Source organism: Candidatus Limnocylindrus sp. (assembly GCF_040397215.1).
Classification (GTDB): domain Bacteria; phylum Chloroflexota; class Limnocylindria; order Limnocylindrales; family Limnocylindraceae; genus Limnocylindrus.
In genome coordinates this window covers 17,610-37,000 of sequence record NZ_JBBAWK010000011.1, presented here as the reverse complement: position 1 = coordinate 37,000, position 19,391 = coordinate 17,610, and the positions used below count along the sequence as shown (strand labels likewise).

General features: G+C 63.8%; 20 protein-coding genes. 17 read left to right on the top strand and 3 right to left on the bottom strand.

Translation table 11 applies throughout. The features are described 5' to 3' along the window. The 4 genes from AC3LCN_RS04085 to AC3LCN_RS04070 form a co-directional block, all read left to right on the top strand. On the top strand, window positions 1-615 hold a 615-nt coding region (locus AC3LCN_RS04085), incomplete at its 5' end, for a type I glyceraldehyde-3-phosphate dehydrogenase (protein ID WP_488648815.1). A gap of 445 nt (window positions 616-1,060) precedes the next feature. Then, window positions 1,061-2,410: a phosphoglycerate kinase gene (locus tag AC3LCN_RS04080; protein WP_488648817.1), complete on the top strand. Its 1,350-nt coding sequence runs from the start codon at window positions 1,061-1,063 to the stop codon at window positions 2,408-2,410. Beyond that, a complete protein-coding gene (gene eno, locus AC3LCN_RS04075; RefSeq protein WP_488648814.1) occupies window positions 2,407-3,702 on the top strand; it encodes a phosphopyruvate hydratase in 1,296 nt (431 codons plus the stop codon). The genes AC3LCN_RS04080 and eno overlap by 4 nt, the downstream gene beginning before the upstream one ends. After that, complete coding sequence (locus AC3LCN_RS04070) at window positions 3,699-4,259, top strand: hypothetical protein (RefSeq protein ID WP_488648813.1); 561 nt, start codon at window positions 3,699-3,701, stop codon at window positions 4,257-4,259. Before eno ends, AC3LCN_RS04070 begins: the two co-directional genes overlap by 4 nt. Window positions 4,260-4,314: 55 nt before the next feature. Here AC3LCN_RS04070 and rpsT read toward each other — a convergent pair whose 3' ends face one another. After that, window positions 4,315-4,773: a 30S ribosomal protein S20 gene (rpsT, locus tag AC3LCN_RS04065; protein ID WP_488648812.1), complete on the bottom strand. Its 459-nt coding sequence runs from the start codon at window positions 4,771-4,773 to the stop codon at window positions 4,315-4,317. 121 nt (window positions 4,774-4,894) lie between these two features. On the opposite strand from rpsT, the gene lepA reads away from it, so the two are divergent. Continuing rightward, entirely contained in the window at window positions 4,895-6,709 is a 1,815-nt protein-coding gene (lepA, locus tag AC3LCN_RS04060) for a translation elongation factor 4 (RefSeq protein WP_488648811.1), read from the top strand. 49 nt (window positions 6,710-6,758) lie between these two features. Beyond that, complete coding sequence (locus AC3LCN_RS04055; protein WP_488648810.1) at window positions 6,759-7,934, top strand: coproporphyrinogen-III oxidase family protein; 1,176 nt, start codon at window positions 6,759-6,761, stop codon at window positions 7,932-7,934. A gap of 28 nt (window positions 7,935-7,962) precedes the next feature. Here AC3LCN_RS04055 and AC3LCN_RS04050 read toward each other — a convergent pair whose 3' ends face one another. Together AC3LCN_RS04050 and AC3LCN_RS04045 are read right to left on the bottom strand one after the other, a co-directional pair. Next, window positions 7,963-8,742: an ABC transporter permease gene (locus AC3LCN_RS04050; RefSeq protein ID WP_488648809.1), complete on the bottom strand. Its 780-nt coding sequence runs from the start codon at window positions 8,740-8,742 to the stop codon at window positions 7,963-7,965. Next, on the bottom strand, window positions 8,739-9,827 hold the full coding sequence (locus AC3LCN_RS04045; RefSeq protein ID WP_488648808.1) for an ABC transporter ATP-binding protein: 1,089 nt from the start codon (window positions 9,825-9,827) through the stop codon (window positions 8,739-8,741). The genes AC3LCN_RS04050 and AC3LCN_RS04045 overlap by 4 nt, the downstream gene beginning before the upstream one ends. A 91-nt stretch (window positions 9,828-9,918) precedes the next feature. On the opposite strand from AC3LCN_RS04045, the gene hrcA reads away from it, so the two are divergent. From hrcA to rpsU, 11 genes are all read left to right on the top strand, one after another. After that, window positions 9,919-10,983 (top strand): heat-inducible transcriptional repressor HrcA, encoded by a 1,065-nt coding sequence (hrcA, locus tag AC3LCN_RS04040; RefSeq protein WP_488648807.1) that lies wholly within the window; start codon window positions 9,919-9,921, stop codon window positions 10,981-10,983. A 126-nt stretch (window positions 10,984-11,109) separates the two neighbouring features. Continuing rightward, window positions 11,110-11,613 (top strand): nucleotide exchange factor GrpE, encoded by a 504-nt coding sequence (locus AC3LCN_RS04035; protein ID WP_488648806.1) that lies wholly within the window; start codon window positions 11,110-11,112, stop codon window positions 11,611-11,613. A 61-nt stretch (window positions 11,614-11,674) separates the two neighbouring features. After that, the gene (dnaK, locus tag AC3LCN_RS04030; RefSeq protein WP_488648805.1) at window positions 11,675-13,570 is read left to right on the top strand and encodes a molecular chaperone DnaK; all 1,896 of its coding nucleotides are present in this window, start codon (window positions 11,675-11,677) and stop codon (window positions 13,568-13,570) included. 9 nt (window positions 13,571-13,579) lie between these two features. Further along, a complete protein-coding gene (locus AC3LCN_RS04025; protein ID WP_488648804.1) occupies window positions 13,580-14,524 on the top strand; it encodes an ABC transporter ATP-binding protein in 945 nt (314 codons plus the stop codon). After that, the gene (locus AC3LCN_RS04020) at window positions 14,521-15,366 is read left to right on the top strand and encodes an ABC transporter permease (protein ID WP_488648803.1); all 846 of its coding nucleotides are present in this window, start codon (window positions 14,521-14,523) and stop codon (window positions 15,364-15,366) included. The genes AC3LCN_RS04025 and AC3LCN_RS04020 overlap by 4 nt, the downstream gene beginning before the upstream one ends. After that, a complete protein-coding gene (locus tag AC3LCN_RS04015) occupies window positions 15,363-16,136 on the top strand; it encodes an ABC transporter permease (RefSeq protein ID WP_488648802.1) in 774 nt (257 codons plus the stop codon). Before AC3LCN_RS04020 ends, AC3LCN_RS04015 begins: the two co-directional genes overlap by 4 nt. A 7-nt stretch (window positions 16,137-16,143) precedes the next feature. Beyond that, window positions 16,144-17,259, top strand: coding sequence for a molecular chaperone DnaJ (gene dnaJ / locus AC3LCN_RS04010; protein ID WP_488648801.1), 1,116 nt, complete (start codon window positions 16,144-16,146; stop codon window positions 17,257-17,259). Beyond that, on the top strand, window positions 17,256-18,227 hold the full coding sequence (locus AC3LCN_RS04005) for a 50S ribosomal protein L11 methyltransferase (protein WP_488648816.1): 972 nt from the start codon (window positions 17,256-17,258) through the stop codon (window positions 18,225-18,227). Before dnaJ ends, AC3LCN_RS04005 begins: the two co-directional genes overlap by 4 nt. Next, the gene (locus AC3LCN_RS04000) at window positions 18,224-18,574 is read left to right on the top strand and encodes an HIT domain-containing protein (protein WP_488648800.1); all 351 of its coding nucleotides are present in this window, start codon (window positions 18,224-18,226) and stop codon (window positions 18,572-18,574) included. Before AC3LCN_RS04005 ends, AC3LCN_RS04000 begins: the two co-directional genes overlap by 4 nt. Next, window positions 18,571-19,143 (top strand): hypothetical protein, encoded by a 573-nt coding sequence (locus tag AC3LCN_RS03995; RefSeq protein WP_488648799.1) that lies wholly within the window; start codon window positions 18,571-18,573, stop codon window positions 19,141-19,143. The genes AC3LCN_RS04000 and AC3LCN_RS03995 overlap by 4 nt, the downstream gene beginning before the upstream one ends. Before the next feature lie 51 nt (window positions 19,144-19,194). After that, the gene (gene rpsU, locus AC3LCN_RS03990) at window positions 19,195-19,386 is read left to right on the top strand and encodes a 30S ribosomal protein S21 (RefSeq protein WP_488648798.1); all 192 of its coding nucleotides are present in this window, start codon (window positions 19,195-19,197) and stop codon (window positions 19,384-19,386) included. Window positions 19,387-19,391: the final 5 nt, after the last annotated feature.

The following is a 19,391-nucleotide window of genomic DNA, read 5'->3' as shown; positions in this document are numbered from 1 at the left end:
GTGATGGGCGTGAACGAGAAGCAGTACGACCCAGCGAAGCACCACATCATCTCGAATGCCAGCTGCACCACGAACTGCCTCGCCCCCGCGGCGAAAGTCATCTCTGATGGCTGGGGGATTGCGCGTGCGTTGATGACCACCATCCACAGCTACACCAATGACCAGCGCATCCTTGATGTTGCACACAGCGACCCGCGTCGCGCGCGTGCCGCAGCGCTCAACCTTGTGCCAGCGTCGACGGGTGCCGCGGCGGCGATCGCGCGCGTCATTCCAGAACTTGAAGGCCGCTTCGGTGGCTACAGCATTCGCGTCCCAACCCCAACGGTGAGCATCGTGGACTTCACCGCAGAGCTGGAACGATCGGCAAGCATCGAGGCGATCCACGCCGCATTCCGCGCCGCAGAGGCGGGACCGATGGCGGGCATCCTCGGCGTCTCCGACGAGCCGCTGGTTTCGTCGGACTACAAGGGCGACACCCGTTCGTCGATTATTGACACCCTCAGCACGATGATGGTCGGCGATAAGTTCGTGAAGATCGTCACCTGGTACGACAACGAGTGGGGCTACAGCTGTCGCATTGCCGACCTGGTGCGTTACGTGGCGACGCATGCCTGAGAAGAAGGGGCTGCTCGCAAGGCTTATCGGTGGCGGCGCTACGCCGGTGGCAAAGCCTGCCGCAAAGCCCGCGGCAAAGCAGGTTGCCCCGAAGCCAGCGGTAAAGCTGGTCGCCGCGAAGCCAAACCCAAAGCTCGCGGCCGCCACTCCTGCCAAGAGCGCGAGCGGGGCGCCGCCACAAAAGCCGGCGGGGGCGATGCTCGCTTCAAGTCGCCCAGCCAATCGACCGCAGGTGAAGCCGACGATCACGGGCTCAAACGGGCAGCCGCGACCGACCGGCGCGCCACCAACGGCTCCGAGCCGACCAGCGAATCGCCCCAACGTCAAGGCCACGATCAAGGTGGGCGGGGCCATGTTGACCGCGACGCAGGTACGACTAGTCCCACGCCCAATTCCGCGCCCGGCTCCGCAGCAGACCGGCCCGCGCCTTCTGGCACAAGAGCTCATCTCGGCGTCAGGGAAGCGCACGATTCGCGAGCTCAACATGCAGGGCCAGCGCGTGCTGCTGCGCGTCGATTTCAATGTGCCGCTCTCCGACGGGAAGATCGTTGACGACTCGCGCATTCGTGCGGCGGTGCCAACGATCAAGGCGCTCCTTGATGGCGGCGCATCGATCGTGATCATGTCGCACCTTGGCCGACCTGATGGTCGCGTTGTTGATGGCCTGCGCCTGCGACCCGCAGCAGAGCGACTCACCCAACTCGTTCGCGTCAATGTGCCCACCACCGGTGATGCGCTTGGAGTTGGCACCGACGATGCCGTGCGGCGCTTGCGACCAGGTGAGCTGCTTCTTCTCGAGAACGTCCGCTTCCACGCTGGTGAGGAGCGCAATGATCCAGCCTTTGCGGAGCGACTCGCCTCGTACGGCGATGTCTTCGTGAACGACGCATTCGGTGCGGCGCACCGCGCCCACGCCAGCACCGTCGGCGTCGCCGCCTACCTGCCGTCGTACGTTGGCCTGCTCATGGAGCAAGAGGTGGAGGCGCTATCGAATCTGCTCGACAAGCCGGCGCGACCATTCGCCGCGATCGTTGGCGGTGGCAAGGTCTCGGGCAAGGTGGCCGTCCTTGAGGCGCTGATCAAGAAGGTAGACCTTCTGATCCTTGGCGGTGGTGTCGCGAATACGTTCCTTGTCGCCTCTGGCCGAAGTGTTGGCAAGAGCCTCTATGAGTCAAAGATGGTCGACGATGCACGACGCATCCTGAAGCTGGCGCAAGACCGCGGCGTACGCGTGCTCCTCCCAGTTGATGGCGTGGTGGCAAAAGAGGTCACGCGCGGCACCGAGTTCAAGGTGGTCTCCGCCGACAAGCTCCCAGCGAGCTGGCATATGGTTGACCTTGGACCAAACTCCATTACTGCGATTCGCGAGGCGCTCGTGCCAATCAAGACCATCTTGTGGAACGGACCACTCGGCGTCTTCGAGATCCCATCGTTTGCGGTGGCCACCCGCGAGCTTGCCAAGGTTGCCGCTGAGAAGGCGGACGCAGGCGCGACTGTGGTGGTTGGCGGTGGCGACAGCATCGCCGCCCTGCGTCAACTAGGCCTCGCCGAGAAGATGACGCACCTCTCTACCGGTGGCGGCGCCTCGCTGGAGTTCCTTGAGGGGCGCGACCTGCCAGGCCTCGCCGTGGTGCCAACCGCCGGCTCGCCGTACGAGACGCTGCCAATCGTCTACGTGTCGCCCGTTAAGCCGGGTGGCAAGGCGGCGGCGAAGCGCGCACCAACAAAGCCGAAACCGATCATCAAGCCATCCGCGTTGGATGACGAGGACGACGAGAGCGACACACTGGCATGAGCGACCGTATCGCCACGATTCATGCACGCGAGATTCTCGACTCACGCGGCAACCCGACCGTTGAGGTGGACTTAGCGCTCACCGGCGGCGCGCGCGGTCGCGCCGCTGTTCCATCTGGCGCCTCTACTGGCGCACACGAGGCGGTTGAGCTTCGCGATGGCGATAAGCACCGATTTGGCGGCAAGGGGGTCCTCGGCGCCGTTGCCGCCGTGAACGGCGAGATCGCGCAGGCGATTAACGGCACGACGGTTCTTGACCAGCGTGCACTCGATGCGGCACTCATCGCCCTTGACAGCACGCCCGCCAAGGGTCGACTCGGCGCGAACGCCATCCTCGGTGTCTCACTCGCCGCCGCCCACGCGCGCGCCGCGCTGCACGGCCACGAGCTCTGGTACGAACTCGGCGGCGACGCCGCAGTGAAGCTCCCCGTGCCGCTGCTCAACATCCTTAATGGCGGCAAGCATGCCGAAAACTCCACCGATTTCCAGGAGTTCATGGTGGTTCCTGTTGGCGCCGCCACCTATCGCGATGCACTGCGTGCTGGCGCTGAGGTCTTCGCCGCACTCCGCAAGAACCTGCACGATCGCGGCCTTGCAACCGGACAGGGTGATGAGGGTGGATTCGCGCCGAGCTTGCCATCGAACGAGGCGGCGCTTGATGTGCTGATGACCGCGATTGAGGCGGCTGGGTATCGACCGGGCGATGAGATTGCCATTGCGATCGATGCTGCCGCGACAGAGCTGCTACAGCCGAACGGCCACTACAAGCTGGAGCGCGAAGGGCGCACCCTAGAGAGCGGTGCGCTTGTTGATCTCTGGGCGAGTTGGGCGTCGAAGTATCCAATCATCAGCATTGAAGATGGCCTCGCCGAAGATGACTGGAGCGGATGGGAGGCACTGACCGCGCGCATCGGCGGCAAGGTGCAGATCGTGGGCGACGACCTACTGGTGACAAACACCCACCGTATTGAACGTGCCATTGATGCCGGCGCCGCTAACGCGCTACTGGTAAAGCCCAACCAGATCGGCACCCTGACCGAAACCCTCGATGCGATCACCCTAGCGCGCGGCGCTGGGTGGGCGAGCATCTTGAGTCACCGCTCCGGTGAAACAGAAGACACCACCATCGCCGACCTTGCCGTGGCCACGAACGCAGGGCAGATCAAGACTGGCGCTCCATCACGCTCGGAGCGCGTCGCCAAACTGAACCGACTCTTGCGCATCGAAGAGCAGCTCGGCGCACGAGCGATCTATGCTGGCCGTAGCGCCTTCTCGCACGTGACCCACGCATGAGCCGCTTTGTGGATCGCGGCGCAACGGTCGCTGCCTTTGTTGGTATCGGCATGGCGCTCACCGTTGCGGTGAGCTTCTTGATGGTGATCCCGATCGATCCCGCCTATATCGTCTTCGCGCCGCTCTCGGGACTTCTCATCGGCTGGTACGGGAATCAACGCGCCGGTCAGCTGCGTGGTCGCCCCGGTCGCATCTTTGCGAATGCAGGTTGGAGTGGTGCAATCACCGCCGTCACCTTTGCTGCGCTCTTCCTTGCGGTGAAGCTCTTCTTCTTCTCGCTTGATCCTGGCTACCGCGACGAGAAGCAGGGCGGCTCTTTCAAATGCAAAGCGGGTCCAGAGTGCGTTTACGTGCGCTACCAGGGTGCCGATGGCGGTGAGGCCGCGCTCGCTGAGGCGGGCATTACTGATGTGGCGTCATTCACCGACTGGTATTGGGATGGTCAGATGGGGACTGCGCGACTGCTAATCGGCGGCACGACACTCTTCGCGTTGTTGGGTGGGCTCTTCTACTGGCCGAGTGCTCCACGCGTGAAGCGCGAGGAGCCGGTCTCCTAATCGTCGTCCCGCCACACTGCGCAGAGCGCAGCGGGCGGTCGATCGATTCGTTCGCTTAGGCTTTTGGCGTCGCCTTCTTGGCGGCAGGCTTCTTGGCGGCTGGCTTCTTTACAGCCGCCTTCTTGGCAACCGGCTTTGCAGCGGCAGCCTCAGCCTTTGGTGCGGCGACCTTCTTCGGTGCCGACTTCTTCTTGTTGACGACCTTCGGCATCACGCCGCCAGCGGCAGCCGCCATGGCAGCCTTCTTGGCGAGGCGCGACTTGCGTCGGGCTGCAGCGTTCTTGTGGATGGCACCGTGCTTCGCGGCGCGGTCAAGGGCGCTCGACGCCTTGTTGACGGCGGCGGCGGTGTCGCCTTGAGTCTGGCCCGTGATGATCTCGAGCGCCTTCGCGACGAGGCTCTTGGCGGCGGTTCGCTGTGGCTGCTGCACCGCGTTGCGGCGGGCAGAGGCGCGAACCTCTTTTAGCGACTGTGGTGTTCGTGCACCCTTGTACGTACGTGGGGTCTTTCCCATTGGTCACTCCATCAGCTTCTGGGGCTCGGTTGAGCCGTCGGGCGATCGTAGCAGAGGCTCCGCCACGCTCCGCTCCTGGCGCCCTTGGGCGGCGCTGGCGAGAGCGTGCGATCCTTAGGTCATGAGCACCATCCCGCAGTCTCGGCTGCGCAACTTCAGCATCATCGCGCACATCGACCATGGAAAGTCGACCCTGGCCGACCGCCTGCTCGAGGCGACCCACACGGTGGAGGCTCGGCTGATGACCTCGCAGATGCTCGACTCCATGGACCTGGAGCGCGAGAAGGGGATCACGATCAAGGCACGCGCGGTGCGCCTGGACTACGTGGCGAATGATGGCCTCACCTACGGCCTCAACCTGATCGACACCCCTGGCCACGTTGACTTCGCCTATGAGGTCTCACGAAGCCTGCAGGCCTGCGACGGCGCAATCCTGGTCGTTGATGCGAGCCAAGGGATCGAAGCGCAGACGCTGGCCAACGTGCACCTGGCGATGAAGCTCGGCCTGGTGATCATCCCGGTGCTCAACAAGATCGATCTCCCCGCCGCCGACCCCGAGATGGTGATGGGTGAGCTCGAAGACTCACTCGCCATTCCACGAGAAGAGGTGATTCTCGCCTCAGCGAAGGCGGGCATCGGTATCGCCGAAATTCTTGAGGCGCTTGTTGCGCGCATCCCAGCGCCGAGCGGCCCACTCGACGCGCCGCTGCGGGCCCTCGTCTTCGACTCCCACTACGACACGTACAAGGGGGTGGTGAACTACATCCGCGTACAAGAGGGGCGACTCAAGGCGGGCGATCCGATTCAGATGATGGGCTCTGGTGTCACCTGCGTTCCAGTCGAACTCGGCTACTTCCGACCGCAACACGTGCCGGTGCAAGAGTTGGTCGCGGGTGAGGTCGGCTACATCGCCACGGGTCTCAAGAGCGTGCGCGACGCGCGCGTTGGCGACACGGTCACATCGCAAACGAGTCCCGCCACCGAACCGCTCCCTGGTTACCAGGTTGCGCTGCCGCTCGTCTTCGCCGGCCTATATCCGCTGGGTGGCGAGGATTACCCCGCGTTGCGCGAAGCGCTTGAGAAGTTGCACCTCAACGACGCCAGCTTCACCTTTGAGGCGGAGTCGTCGGCTGCACTCGGCTTCGGCTTCCGCTGTGGCTTCCTCGGCCTCCTGCACATGGAGATCGTGCAGGAACGACTCGAGCGTGAGTTCAACCTGCAGCTGATCGCTTCAGCCCCCTCCTGCAAGTACCAGGTGATGCTCAGTGGCGGCAAGGGGGAGATGCGAATTAACAACCCCGCCCAGCTGCCGAGCCCAAATCATATCGACGAGATTCGCGAGCCTTGGGTCGCCGCCTCGGTGGTAACCCCATCGACCTACATCGGCACGATCATGGAGCTCTCCACCGACAAGCGCGGCATCTTTGACGGCATGGAGTATCTCGACGAGAAGCGCGTGGTGATGCGCTTCCAGATTCCGCTCGCCGAACTAATCGTTGACTACTTCGACCAGCTGAAGAGCCGCACAAAGGGATACGCGTCGTTGGATTACACCGAATCCGAGTATCGGGTTGCGCCCCTCGTGAAGCTCGACATTCTCGTGAACGGCGAACCGGTAGATGCGCTCAGCACCATCATCCATCGTGACCGCGCGCAGAGTGCCGGCCGTGTCCTTGCAGCGAAGCTGAAGGATCTCATTCCGCGCCAGATGTTTGAGGTGCCGATCCAGGCGGCGATCGGCGGCACCGTGATTGCGCGCGAGACGGTAAAGGCAGTTCGTAAGAACGTGCTCGCAAAGTGCTACGGCGGCGACATCACCCGAAAGAAGAAGCTGCTCGAGAAGCAGAAAGAGGGTAAGGAGCGCATGAAGCGCGTCGGCTCCGTTGAGATTCCGCAAGAGGCCTTCCTCGCGGTCTTGCGCACCGACGCGGATTAACGTGACGTTGGGCGCGCAGCCCGCTCCGCCGCGCGGACTCTATCTGCATGTGCCCTTCTGTCGTTCGCTGTGTCCGTACTGTGACTTTGTCGTCGTTGCTGGTGCCGCAGCCTTCGGCCCGCGCTCGCGCATGGGCGGGTATCTCAACGCAGTCGAACAAGAGATTGATCTGCGCGCGAAGCTAGCCGACACGCTGTTCGGCAGCCTCGGCTCTGCAGATCGCCAGCCGCTTGAGACGCTCTATCTCGGTGGCGGCACCCCATCGCTGCTCCCTACCGATCGACTGGCCGCGCTCATTGATCGCATTCGCGACCGCTTTGGACTCACCCCCGACGCCGAGGTGACCCTCGAGGCGAACCCGGGTGCCGACGAGCGGGGAGATCTGGCCGGTGTTGTGCAGGCTGGCGTCACCCGGCTCAGCGTCGGCGTGCAGGTGATGGATACGACCGCCCTCCGCTCCCTCGGCCGTCGCCACACCCCCGAAGACGTGATGGCGACGATTGCCGCCGCCCGAGCCGCAGGGTTCGCCAGTATCTCCATGGACCTGCTCGCCGATCTGCCCGACCTGCCCTTTGACGCCTGGGCGGCGAGCCTTGACGCGGCGATCGACCTCGCCCCTGATCACCTCAGCGTCTACGCCCTCACCCTCAGCCTCGGCTCCGATGAGTCTGGCGACGACCGCCTCGCCACCCCCGCGGGCGCGGTCGCCTGGCGGGAGCGAGCCGCCGCCGCCCAAGACGAAGAGCGCGGCGCGCTGGAGCTCGAGCACCTCAATAGCCGCCTCCCCGTTGCCGGTTACGACTGGTACGAGATCAGCAACTGGGCAACAACTGGCCACGCATCGCGGCACAACACCCTCTACTGGGAGCGCGCCAGCGTTGCCGCCGTTGGCCCAGGCGCTCACGCGTTTGATGGCGCCACGCGCCGCTGGAACTCCGCGAACCTCGACGCCTGGGAGGGCGCACTTCAGCAGGAAGAACTTCCACCAGGTGGTGAATCGCCCGCCGAGAGCGGCGCTGCAGGTGCCGCAGAGGGCTTGGTTCTTGCGCTGCGCATGGCGCGCGGTGTGGAACGCGATGCCGCCGTGCGCGATGGATTCAGTGAGGCAATTACTTGGGGCGAATCCAACGGCCTGCTTGCACCACATCCGTCGGATGCGTCACGCATTCAGCTGACGCTGCGCGGCCGCCTACTGAGCAACGAACTCTTCTCGCGAATCGTGTAGCGAGCCTCGCGCCAACGCGCGATGCGAATCAGTTTGGCGCGGCGAGGTCACGGCGCGGGAAGATGTAAAAAGCCCAGCCAGCTGCGATCACGGCTATCGCCGCAAAAATGAGAGCAGCGGAACTATCGACGGTGCCATTCAGCAGGTCCACTGGCGAGAAGTGGTTGAACAGTGAGAGGTATTGGTACGGCTTCACAACATCCCAGAACGAGCCGATCACCTCAATGATGTAGTTCAGCATGATAAAAGAGACGGTGATCGCCATTGCGGGGGCAGTTCGATCAAAGCTGCCACTCGTGGCGATGCCGATCGTGGCGAACATTCCCCAGAAGAGCGCGCCGTAGGCCCAGAGAATTGGCAGTTGATCAAAGGCGAGCTGGTCGGTGACTCCGGCGATCTGTGCGCCGACGATGGTGCCGCCGACATAGGCGAGTGAGACAAGCGCTGCCCCGACCCAGCCTTCAATCAACATGGTGGCGAGGACCGTGCGGCGGCTGAGCGGACGGCTCAGCAGAAGTTCAAGGGTGCCGCGCTGACGTTCGCCCGAAATGGCGCCGACGGTGAGGCCGGCGCTCAAGATGCCGAAGAGGGCGATCGAAATCGGATGGATGAACCCCACGGAGATCGTGCCCGCGAGGGTCGAGAAGCGGCCTGTGCCAGGCAGGGTAGGCTTCCCCGCGATGGAGTCTTGGAAGGCCTTATAAATCACGGGGAAGAGGAGCGACCAGACCACCACCACAGCGAGCCCGACAGCGAGTCGAATGCGGTGGCCGCGCAGCAGCCGTCGAAAGAGGGTTGCGTTGATCATCGGGAGCTCCTCTTCTTGGCTGCGCCATTCTTTGCTGGACTCTTCTTGGCTCGAGTCTTCTTGACCGGCGCACGCTTCGCTGTTGGTCGCTTCGCAGCGGGCTTCGGCTTCGCCCTCTTCACCTCTGCAACCTCGGGGAAGACCTGAACCGCACCAGAGAAGTGTCGCGCATCACCGTAATACGACATGAATGCCTCTTCGAGGCTTGCGGCCTCAACCAGCAGGTCGCGCAGGTCAGATGTTTGTAGTCGCGCGACCAGCTTCGGTACGGCTGCGGGCTCTGCTTCGCAGCTGATGCGGTAGCCGCCCCTTCCCTCTGGGGCGACCTTGACGCCGAAGACGCCTGCGAGTGTGGTGAGGCGCGTTGGCTTGCGCGCGACAAGCGCATCAACGCGGCGCCGCTGGAATCGCACCAGCGTCTCCACCGTTTCAAGTGCAACAAGTTTGCCGCCGCGCACGATGGCGACGCGATTGCAGATGCGCTCTACCTCGCTGATGAGGTGGCTGCTAAAGAAGACGGTGCGACCGGCGGCGACGCGCTCAAGGAGTAGCTCCTGGAGTGAGCGCTGCATCAACGGGTCGAGACCCTCGGAGGGCTCATCAAGAATCAGCAGTTCTGGGTCCGTCTCAAGCGCCTGCACCACGCCAATCTTTTGGCGCATGCCGCGGCTATAGTCGCGCACCGGTCGCTTCAAGATTGCGTCGGAGAGTTCGAGCGCCTCCATGATGCGATGGCGAAGGAGTGATGGTCGGCCACTCAAGGCGCGCATGTGGTCGAGGTACTCGCGGCCGCTCATGTAGTCGTAGACGGCGAAGCCCGAGGGGAGGTAGCCAACGCGACGGCGGATCTCGACTGAGTCCTTGACGATGTCGAGGCCGAGCACCGAGGCGGAGCCGGCGGTTGGGTGCAGGAAGCCGAGGAGGGTGCGAATCGCGGTGCTCTTCCCCGCGCCGTTTGGACCGAGGAATCCGAAGAGCTCGCCCTCTCTGATCTCGAGGTCTAGAGCGGAGAGCGCCTTGATCTCGCCAGTGCGGCCGTAGTGCTTTGTGAGGGCACGAGTTTGAATGGCGAATGAGCTGGACATGACCAAATACTAGTCCTTTGACCCAAACACGCTCCCACCCTAGACTGAGTTGGCACTCGACATCTGCCGAGTGCCAAGAGAAGAGGTGGGCATGGTTCGACGACAGCGACGTACCGGACTCCTGGACGATCGTGCCCGCGTCATCCTCGCCGCCCTCGTAGAGGAGCACATCCGCACGGCTGTCCCTGTGGGATCGATGGCCCTATCTGACGGCTACGACCTGGGCGTCTCGCCCGCGACCGTGCGCGGGGTGCTGGTTGAACTTGAAGAGCTCGGTCTCTTGATGCAGCCTCACACCTCCGCCGGCCGCATCCCGACCGACCTTGGCTATCGCACCTACGCGGTGGAGATCGCCACCCCTGACGAGGTCACCCCGGTCGACCAACTGATGATTCGTCACCAGTTCGGCCAGGCCGAAGGGGGCGCCGACCAGTGGTTCCGCATCGCCGCCACCACGCTGGCGAGCTCTTCGCGCGCAGCGGGGATCGCCACGCCGATGCGCCCGACCTCCGCGCAGCTCCGTCACATCGACCTCGTGCGCACCGCCGATCGCCTCGCCACCCTGATCGCCGTAGTCAGCGATGGGAGCGTGCGCCCAACCCTGCTGCCACTCCCAGAGGGGGCCGACCAGGATGCCCTCACCGCGGTGGCGAGCTACCTGAACGCTAGGGTGCTCAACAAGAGTTCGGCGCAACTTGCCGCCGCCGCCACGAACCTCCCCGAGTCGCTGCCAAACCGAGCAATCGTGCGGACCTTGCTGGAGCGCACCAGTCGCCTCCTCGCCGAGATCGACGATGCGGCGGTCGAGCACGTCTATAGCGACGGCCTCCTCAATGTGATGGAGGCCCCCGAGTTCGCGGAGAGCTCGCGGGTGCGCAACGTCTTCACCGCACTCGAAGGGCGCGGTTACTTGGGCAACCTGGTGCACGAGGTGGTGCAGGGTGGGCAGGTGCGCCTCTTCATTGGCACCGAGAACGTGCCGATTGAGATGCACGGCGTCTCCTTGATCCTTGCCCCATATGGCGTTCCCGGGCAGGCGCTCGGTGTGGTGGGGGTCCTTGGGCCAACGCGCATGCCGTACCCGCGGGCGGTTGGCTCGGTCCAGTTCGTAGCCCACCTGCTGTCGGAGCTCGTCACCCGCTTCCATCGCGCCTAGCGCTTGACTCCCGCCGCCCCGCGGCGTATTCTCGCGTCAGCGAGTTAGCACTCTAATCCTTTGAGTGCTAACTTACGCACGAAGCCTCCCTAAAACAGGGGCTCCTGAGCACAAAAGGGGGAACGCATGACCCAACCAACGACCGAACCAGAGACGACCGAGCAGGAGGCGCCCGAGCTCGATCCGCTTGCCGCCGTCCGTCTGGAGCGCGACGAGCAGATCGCCGCCCACCAGCGCACCGCCGCCGACTTTGCCAACTTCCGCCGCCGCACCGCCGAGGAACGCGAGCGCGAGGCCGGGCTGGCGAGCGAGTCGCTGCTGATCAAGGCCCTGGGAGTGGCCGACGACATGGACCGCGCCCTCTTAGCAGTGCCGGCAAACCTGACGGCCGAGCCGTGGGTCGAAGGGGTCGCAGCCATCCATCGAAAGCTCCTGGCGCTCTTGGAGAGCGAAGGGGTGACCCCATTTGAATCGATCGGCAAGGAGTTCGATCCGCGGGAGCACGAAGCGATTGCCCAGGTCCCTGGGAGCGGCAAGCCCGCCGGCGAAGTCATCGCCGAGCATCGAAAGGGGTGGCGAATTCGTGACCGAATTCTGCGACCTGCGGTGGTGAGTGTGGCGAACGACTAACGGAGCGACCGCTCCACATAACTTGGAAAATTTTGGAAGCAAGTAAGTAAAGGAGAACCAAATGGGAAAGATTATCGGGATCGATCTAGGGACCACGAACAGCGTTGTTGCCGCCATGGTTGGCGGTGAGCCAACGGTGATCAGCTCCGCCGAGGGCGGACGAACCGTTCCATCGGTTGTCGGGTTTGGTAAGGGCGGCGAGCGACTCGTTGGCCAGCTGGCGAAGCGTCAGGCGGTCACGAATCCAACAAACACCGTCTTTAGCATCAAGCGTTTCATGGGTCGCCGTTTTGATGACGTTGAGTCGTTGAAGACGAAGGGCCTCGTTCCCTACGTTGTAGAGAAGGATGCTGGCAGCGACGGCGTCAAGGTCAAGGTCGACGGCGGATCCTATTCACCACAAGAGATTTCCGCAATGATTTTGCAGAAGCTGAAGGCCGATGCGGAGGCGTTTCTCGGCGAGAAGATCACCGAAGCGGTGATTACGGTGCCGGCCTATTTCGACGACACGCAGCGACAGGCAACGAAAGATGCCGGCCGAATTGCGGGCCTCGACGTAAAGCGCATCATCAATGAGCCAACCGCTGCGGCGCTCGCCTACGGTCTCGACAAGAAGAAGGAAGAGAAGATCGCCGTCTACGACCTCGGTGGCGGAACGTTCGACATCTCGATCCTGGAGCTTGGCGACGGCGTATTTGAGGTGAAGTCATCAAACGGCGACACACACCTTGGCGGCGACGACTTCGACCAGCGGATCATCGACTGGCTCCTGGCTGAGTTCAAGAAGGACCAGGGGATCGACCTTTCGAAGGATCAGCAGGCCCTTCAGCGCCTCAAGGAGGCGGCGGAGAAGGCCAAGATCGAGCTATCTGGCACGGGCCAGACCGAGATCAACCTGCCGTACATCACGGCCGATGCGACCGGCCCGAAGCACGTGGTGGTGACCCTGAGCCGAGCGAAGCTCGAGTCACTGGTTGCCGACCTGATTGAGAAGACGAAGGCTCCAGTGCTCGCCGCACTGAAGGACTCGGGTCTCAAGGCGTCGGAGATCGACGAGGTCGTCCTAGTTGGTGGCATGACGCGCATGCCCGCTGTTGTTGAGGCGGTCAAGGCGCTCTTCGGTGGCAAGGAGCCGTCGAAGGGTGTGAACCCTGACGAGGTGGTGGCTATCGGCGCCGCAATCCAGGGCGGCGTCCTCGCGGGCGACGTCAAGGATGTGCTGCTGCTCGACGTGACGCCGCTCTCGCTCGGCATTGAGACGTTGGGTGGCGTGATGACGAAGCTCATCGAGCGCAACACGACGATCCCAACGTCGAAGAGCCAGACGTTCTCGACGGCCTCCGACAACCAGCCGCAGGTGGAGATCCATGTGCTGCAGGGCGAGCGCGAGTTTGCCGCCGACAACAAGACGCTCGGTAAGTTCATCCTCTCCGGGATCCCCGCCGCACCGCGCGGCGTGCCACAGGTTGAGGTGACGTTCGACATTGACGCGAACGGCATCCTCGATGTGAAGGCGAAGGATCGCGCGACGGGCAAGGAGCAGCAGGTGCGCATCACGGGCAGCTCGATGCTCGGCAAGGATGATGTTGATCGCATGGTGCGCGAGGCGAAGGATCACGAGGCGGAAGACAAGGCGCGCCGCGAGGCGATCGACTTCCGCAATCAGACCGAAGCCCTTGCCTTCCAGGCGGAGAAGACGCTCACCGATCTTGGCGACAAGGTCGACGCGGCGAAGAAGTCCGAAGCGGAAGGGCTCATCGGCGAGGTCCGCGAGGCCCTCAAGGGTGAGGACCAGACGCTCCTGAAGGAGAAGGGCGAGGCGCTCGCGCGACTCATGTCAGAGATCGGCACCGCCGCCTACCAGCAGGGTCAGGCCGAGGGTGCCGACGGTGCCGAGAGCGGCGAAGCGACCCCTGCCGGCGAGGAGACGATCGAAGGCGAAGCGAAGGAGGTCTAACCTATGGGTATGACCAACTCCGCTGCTGAACCTACAGCGCTGATCCGCGCCCGAGGCCTGACGAAGGTCTTCGGGGCGCGGTCGGCAGTTGCTGGCATCGACTTCGAAGTCCGTGACGGCGAGTTCTTCGGATTCCTTGGGCCCAACGGCGCAGGGAAGACGACGACGATGCGCATGATCGCGGGCGTCTCGCCGCGCACCTCGGGAAGCCTCGAGATCTTCGGGCAGGACCCAGACCTCCATGGCTCCGAGATTCGTGCCCGGATCGGCGTCGTGCATCAGCAAGAGACGCTCGACATGGAGCTGACGGTTCGCGAGAACCTGCTCATCTTCGGTCGCTTCTTCGGCATGGACCGACCCAGCATCGCGACACGCGCCGATGAACTCCTTGAACTCTTCCAGCTGAGTGACCGCGCCAAGGATCAGGTGGAGCCACTTTCGGGCGGCATGAAGCGCCGCCTCTCCATTGCGCGATCACTGATCGCCAGCCCGCGCGTCCTGATGCTCGATGAGCCAACGACCGGACTCGACCCACAGGCGCGACACCTGCTCTGGGATGCTCTGCAGCGACTGAAGCGCGGTGGCACCACGATCGTATTGACCACGCACTACATGGATGAGGCCGAACAGCTCTGCGATCGACTGGTGGTGATGGATCAGGCGAAGATCGTCGCCGAGGGTTCACCGCGGCAACTAATCGTTGAACACGCATCGCGCGAAGTACTGGAGCTGCGCTTCCCGAATGGCACTGAATCCATTGACGTGAAGGTGCTGGAAGGGATTGGCGATCGCTACGAGCGTCTTGCAGAGCGTGTCATCGTTGGCTGCGAGAACGGCGAAGCGGCGCACGCTCGCGCGCTGGAGCACGGACTTGATCCCGAGAGTTGGCTCGTGCGACGCTCAAGTTTGGAGGATGTCTTTCTTCGCCTTACGGGCCGGACACTCGACGAGTGAGCGCCGCGTCGAGCGTCGCTCCGAATCGAACACGCAGCCGACTCGCCGCCATCCGCGAGGCGGCACCACACCCAACTCGGTGGCGACACATCGTTGGCTACATGATCTCCGTCTACCGGCGCGAGTGGCAGGGTTCAGTCTTTAGTGGCTTCATTGAACCGCTCGTAGTGTTAGCGGGTCTTGGGATCGGACTCGGTGTGCTTGTCGGTGACAAGGCGGCCGAGATTACTGGTGGAGTCAGCTATGTCGCATATATCGCCCCAGCACTGATGGCCAGCTCAGCAATGAACCTGGCGACCAGCGAGGCGGCGTGGCCGATCTTGGCGCGAGTTGCGTGGGTGCGCATCTATCACGCCATCGTGGCAACGCCGCTCAACGCTGCCGACGTCATGGTCGGCGCGATCGCCTTCATCGTGGGGAAGGTTGCCTTCGCCGCGGCCTTCTTTGCGGGGGTCCTCCTCATCACTGGGATTGCGACCAGCCCCACCGGAGCGCTTGGCATGCTCGCTGTCTCCGTGCTCACCGCCTTCGCTTTCGGTGCCCCGATGGCGGCCTTCTCGGTGACGCAGAAATCGGACCAAGGCTTTGCCTTCCTCTTCCGGTTGATCATCACCCCGCTCGCCTTCTTCTCGGGGACCTACTTCCCGATCGAGAATCTGCCATTCGCCGCTCAGGTGCTCTCCTGGTGCACCCCGCTCGCTCACGGCGTGGCACTCAGCCGCTCGCTGGCGCTGGGCACCCCAGTCACCTTCGTCTGGTTCCATGTTGGCGCACTGCTGCTCTGGGGGATCGGCGGCACGATTGCGGCGATCTATCTCTTCCGTAAACGGATGCTGAAGTGATCGCCAGTCTCGCCCCCCGCGCCTTCAGCGTCTTCGAGCGCAACGTCTTCGTCTACCGCCGACAGTGGGCGATCCTCGTCACCGGCTTCTTTGAGCCCCTCTTCTTCTTGCTCGGCATCGGCTACGGCGTTGGTGGTGTCATTGGAACCATCCCGTACGGTGGTGTCGAGGTTCCCTATGCGGCCTTCGTTGCCCCCGCACTCCTTGCGAGTGCCGCAATGAACGGCGCAATCTTCGACTCCACGTTCAACATCTTTTACAAGTTGAAGTACGGCAAGGTCTACGACGCGATTCTCTCCACTCCGGTTGGCGTGGGCGACCTCGCCGTGGGAGAGCTGCTCTGGTCGAACCTGCGCGGCGTCATCTACGCCACCGCCTTCCTCGTGGTGATGATCGCTTTCGGCCTGGTGCAGTCGCCACTCGCGCTGCTCGCGCCGGTGGCGGTGATTTTCATCGGCTTCTCATTCGGCGCCGCAGGCTTCGCCATCACCACGCACATGCGCAGTTGGAAAGACTTCGACTTCCTCTTTATCGTCTTGACGCCGCTCTTCCTCTTCTCGGCAACCTTCTACCCGGTGGAGATCTACCCAGGGGCGCTGCGCTGGATCGTGGAGCTCTCACCACTCACGCGCGGCACGCACCTGGTGCGCTCGCTCTGCTTCGGCGATCTCAACCTGTTCATGCTGGTCGACATCGCCTATCTCTCGGCGATCAGCTTCATTGGCTATCGCCATGCGGTACGCCGACTCGGCGTGCTGCTGCTGAAGTAGGCGCGACGTGGCACGCGACCTCTACGCGATCCTCGGCGTTCCGAAGGGGGCGAGTGCTGACGACATTAAGAAGGCCTTCCGCAAGGCGGCCCAGAAGCACCACCCCGACGTTTCGAAGGCGCATGACGCCGCGGCGAAATTCAAGGAGATCAACGACGCCTATCAGGTGCTTTCCGACGCGGGGCAACGCGCGCGCTACGACCAGTTCGGCGAGGCCGGCGTTGGCGGTGGGGCTGGCGGCCCAGGCGGCGGCGGAGCTGGTGGATTCCCCGGTGGATTCCCAGGTGGCTACCAGGGTGGATTCGGCGGCGGTGGCATTGAAGACCTCTTTGAAGGGTTCTTTGGTGGCGCCGGTCGCAGCGCGCGACGCAGCGGCCCGCCTCCTGGAGACGACATGCGCTACGACCTGCGCGTGGAGTTCAGCGAATCTATTCGCGGCGGCACTCGCGACCTCGACTTGAAGATGAAGGTCAACTGCGATGGCTGCGCGGGGAGTGGAGCCGCCAAGGGCTCAGGAACCAAAGAGTGCGACGGTTGCGGCGGGCGCGGCTCAGTGCGCACCGTGCGCCAAACGATGCTTGGCCAGATGGCGGTTGAGGCGCCGTGCGCCAAGTGCGGCAGTGAGGGGCGCATCATTGAGAGGCAGTGCCCAACCTGTCGCGGCGAAGGTCGACTCAACGGCTCCAAGCGACTACATGTGGAGATTCCACCCGGCGTTGATGACGGCACGCAGATTCGACTGAGCGGCCAGGGTGAGCCGGGTCGTCGCGGCGGTCCCGCAGGCAATCTCTACGTCGTCATCGAAGTGAAGGAGCATGCGCAGCTGGTGCGCGACGGCATCAACCTCACCACCGAAGTTCCACTCTCGATCTCACAGGCGGCGCTCGGCGCACGCGTGGTTGTGCCGACCGCCGAAGGCGAAGAGGAGATCGAGATCAAATCAGGGACACAGCCGAACGAGGTGTTACGCCTGAAGGGTCGCGGCGCACCAAATGTGCGGCGTCCAAGCCAGCGTGGCGATCTGCTGATCCACATTGTGATTGAGGTGCCGAAGAGGTTGAGCGGCGATCAGCGTAAGGCGCTGGAGGCCTACGCCAAGGCGAGTGGCGAGGATCAACACTGAGCACCGACGGCTGGCTCGAACTCAGCATCGAATGTGATCCCGAAGCCGCCGAAGCGGTCAGCGAGCGACTCGGACGTCTCGCCCCCGCTGGCACGAGTGCCGAACCCGCTACGTCACCAGCAATCGAAGGCGACGCACTTGGCCCGGTATTTGACCCGATCGCACCAGTACGCATTCGCGCCTGGCTTCCCGACACTGCCAGCAACCGCGCCGCCACTGACGCGCTGATAACGGAGCTAGAGCGCTTCACTGCTTTCTCAAGTGGTGGCGTTGGTCTTCGCAGCATTGGGCCGCTGCTGGCGCGACCGATCCCCGCCGAAGAGTGGGCAACAAGCTGGCGCGCCGAGTTCCCCATCTTGCGCGTGGGCCGCATCGTGGTGCGCCCCCCGTGGCGCGAGCACACCGCCGCCCCTGGCGAGGCCATTGTCACCATTGATCCAGGTCAGGCGTTTGGCACGGGGCTTCACCCAACGTCTCGCCTCGCCCTGATCGGCTTGGAACGCTGGAGTGCCGCGGGCCGACTCGGCGAGCTCCCAAGGAGTGGCGCAGGCGTGCTCGATGTGGGAACGGGAAGCGGCATTCTTCTGCTCGCGGCGATCGCCCTTGGCGCATCACACGGCACCGGCGTCGACATTGATCCGCTCTCTGTTGCCGCTGCCACCGAGAATGCGGCGCGTAACGGCGTCGCGGAGCGCGTGACAATTCAATTGGGCTCGCTCCCCATCAGCGGGCCGGCACCGCTGGTAATGGCGAACCTTGTTGCCACGCTCCACATTGAACTCGCCCCGCTCCTCGTCGGCGCGATGGCGTCGGGCGGCAGACTCCTCACCAGCGGCATGTTCACCACGCGTGCCGATGAGGCAATTGCTGCACTGCAGGCTGCGGGCGCAACGCTCGTTGAACGCTGGGAGGAGGGGGAGTGGGTCGCCGCAGAATTCTCCGATGGTCGCGCTACACTCGCACCATGAGTGACTGCCTCTTCTGCAAGATTATCGCCGGTGAGATCCCGAGCACGCAGCGACACAGCTCGGATCTTGTGGTCGCCTTCGACGACATTGCGCCGCAGGCGCCGTTGCATGTGTTGATCCTGCCGCGCGAACATATTGGCTCTGCCGCCGACCTTCGCGACACCGCGGCCCACGGGGCGCTCTTGGCGCGCATGCATCACATAGCGCAAGAGATTGCCGTAGAGGCTGGCTACGGCAACCGGGGCTGGCGCCTCGTCAGTAACGTCGGAGTTGAGGGCGGCCAAGCGATCGAGCATCTGCACCATCACCTGCTCGCTGGGCGACAACTAGCGTGGCCACCGGGATGAGCGAAGCACCAGTCACGCGCAAGCGAGGCTTCCCGTACCGCACGGTGATCGTGCTGGTCGGCGGCATGGCGATCTTTAGCTTCTTGTCGGGCGGCGGACCCACCGCCGAGCCGCAGGGTCCGGCCGCATCGGCGGCGCCCACGGCCCGTAGCTCCGCAGAGGCGGCACAGGCGGAGGGGCTCCTCGTTTCGGTGGTGACCGCTGCAGGGCTCGGGCCCATTCTGAACAGCGCCGATGTGCGTCCGCCACTCCCGCCAGAGATGAACAGCCTCCCCCGAACGGTGGTTCGCGCCGCCTCAAGCCGCGACCCGAACGGCATCCCGCTGGTCGCTATCTCGTTCACCGATGCCGCCGCCGCGCGGGCAGCAGCCTCACAACTCGCCGCCTACCTGGTCGCCCCGGTGAACCTGGTGCTTGTCCCCCCAGGCGCTCAATTCAGCCTCTTTCAGTCGGGGAACCTGCTCGTCATCCTGCAGCGCACCCCCTCGGCTGACCTCGACAGTGAGGCGGCTAATGCCCTCCTGCTGACCCTGCAGGGGATGCTCGAAGAGGTCCCCCTCCCGCGCTAAGTCGCCTTCGTGCGGGGGATCGGCTATCCTCCTCCCCTTAGGAGGTGCCACTTGGCAGAAGTACGTATCGGCGACAACGAGTCTTTCGAGGCCGCGCTGCGCCGTTTCAATAAGAAGGTCCAGCAGGCCGGCATCTTGGCCGAATCGCGCCGCCGCGAAGCGTTCGAGAACGCCGCGGAGAAGAAGAAGCGCAAGGACGCCAAGCGCAAGAAGCCGATGGGCGGAGCACCGCGCGGGATCTAGCCCCA

Bases quoted from the DNA above. Each gene is read 5' to 3' on its own strand.
- AC3LCN_RS04035 (WP_488648806.1), top strand. From the start codon at position 11,110: ATGACCCAACCAACGACCGAACCAGAGACGACCGAGCAGGAGGCGCCC.
- lepA (WP_488648811.1), top strand. From the start codon at position 4,895: ATGAGCACCATCCCGCAGTCTCGGCTGCGCAACTTCAGCATCATCGCG.
- AC3LCN_RS04050 (WP_488648809.1), bottom strand. From the start codon at position 8,742: ATGATCAACGCAACCCTCTTTCGACGGCTGCTGCGCGGCCACCGCATT.
- AC3LCN_RS04000 (WP_488648800.1), top strand. From the start codon at position 18,224: ATGAGTGACTGCCTCTTCTGCAAGATTATCGCCGGTGAGATCCCGAGC.
- AC3LCN_RS03995 (WP_488648799.1), top strand. From the start codon at position 18,571: ATGAGCGAAGCACCAGTCACGCGCAAGCGAGGCTTCCCGTACCGCACG.
- AC3LCN_RS04045 (WP_488648808.1), bottom strand. From the start codon at position 9,827: ATGTCCAGCTCATTCGCCATTCAAACTCGTGCCCTCACAAAGCACTAC.
- eno (WP_488648814.1), top strand. From the start codon at position 2,407: ATGAGCGACCGTATCGCCACGATTCATGCACGCGAGATTCTCGACTCA.
- dnaK (WP_488648805.1), top strand. From the start codon at position 11,675: ATGGGAAAGATTATCGGGATCGATCTAGGGACCACGAACAGCGTTGTT.
- hrcA (WP_488648807.1), top strand. From the start codon at position 9,919: ATGGTTCGACGACAGCGACGTACCGGACTCCTGGACGATCGTGCCCGC.
- AC3LCN_RS04025 (WP_488648804.1), top strand. From the start codon at position 13,580: ATGACCAACTCCGCTGCTGAACCTACAGCGCTGATCCGCGCCCGAGGC.
- rpsT (WP_488648812.1), bottom strand. From the start codon at position 4,773: ATGGGAAAGACCCCACGTACGTACAAGGGTGCACGAACACCACAGTCG.
- AC3LCN_RS04070 (WP_488648813.1), top strand. From the start codon at position 3,699: ATGAGCCGCTTTGTGGATCGCGGCGCAACGGTCGCTGCCTTTGTTGGT.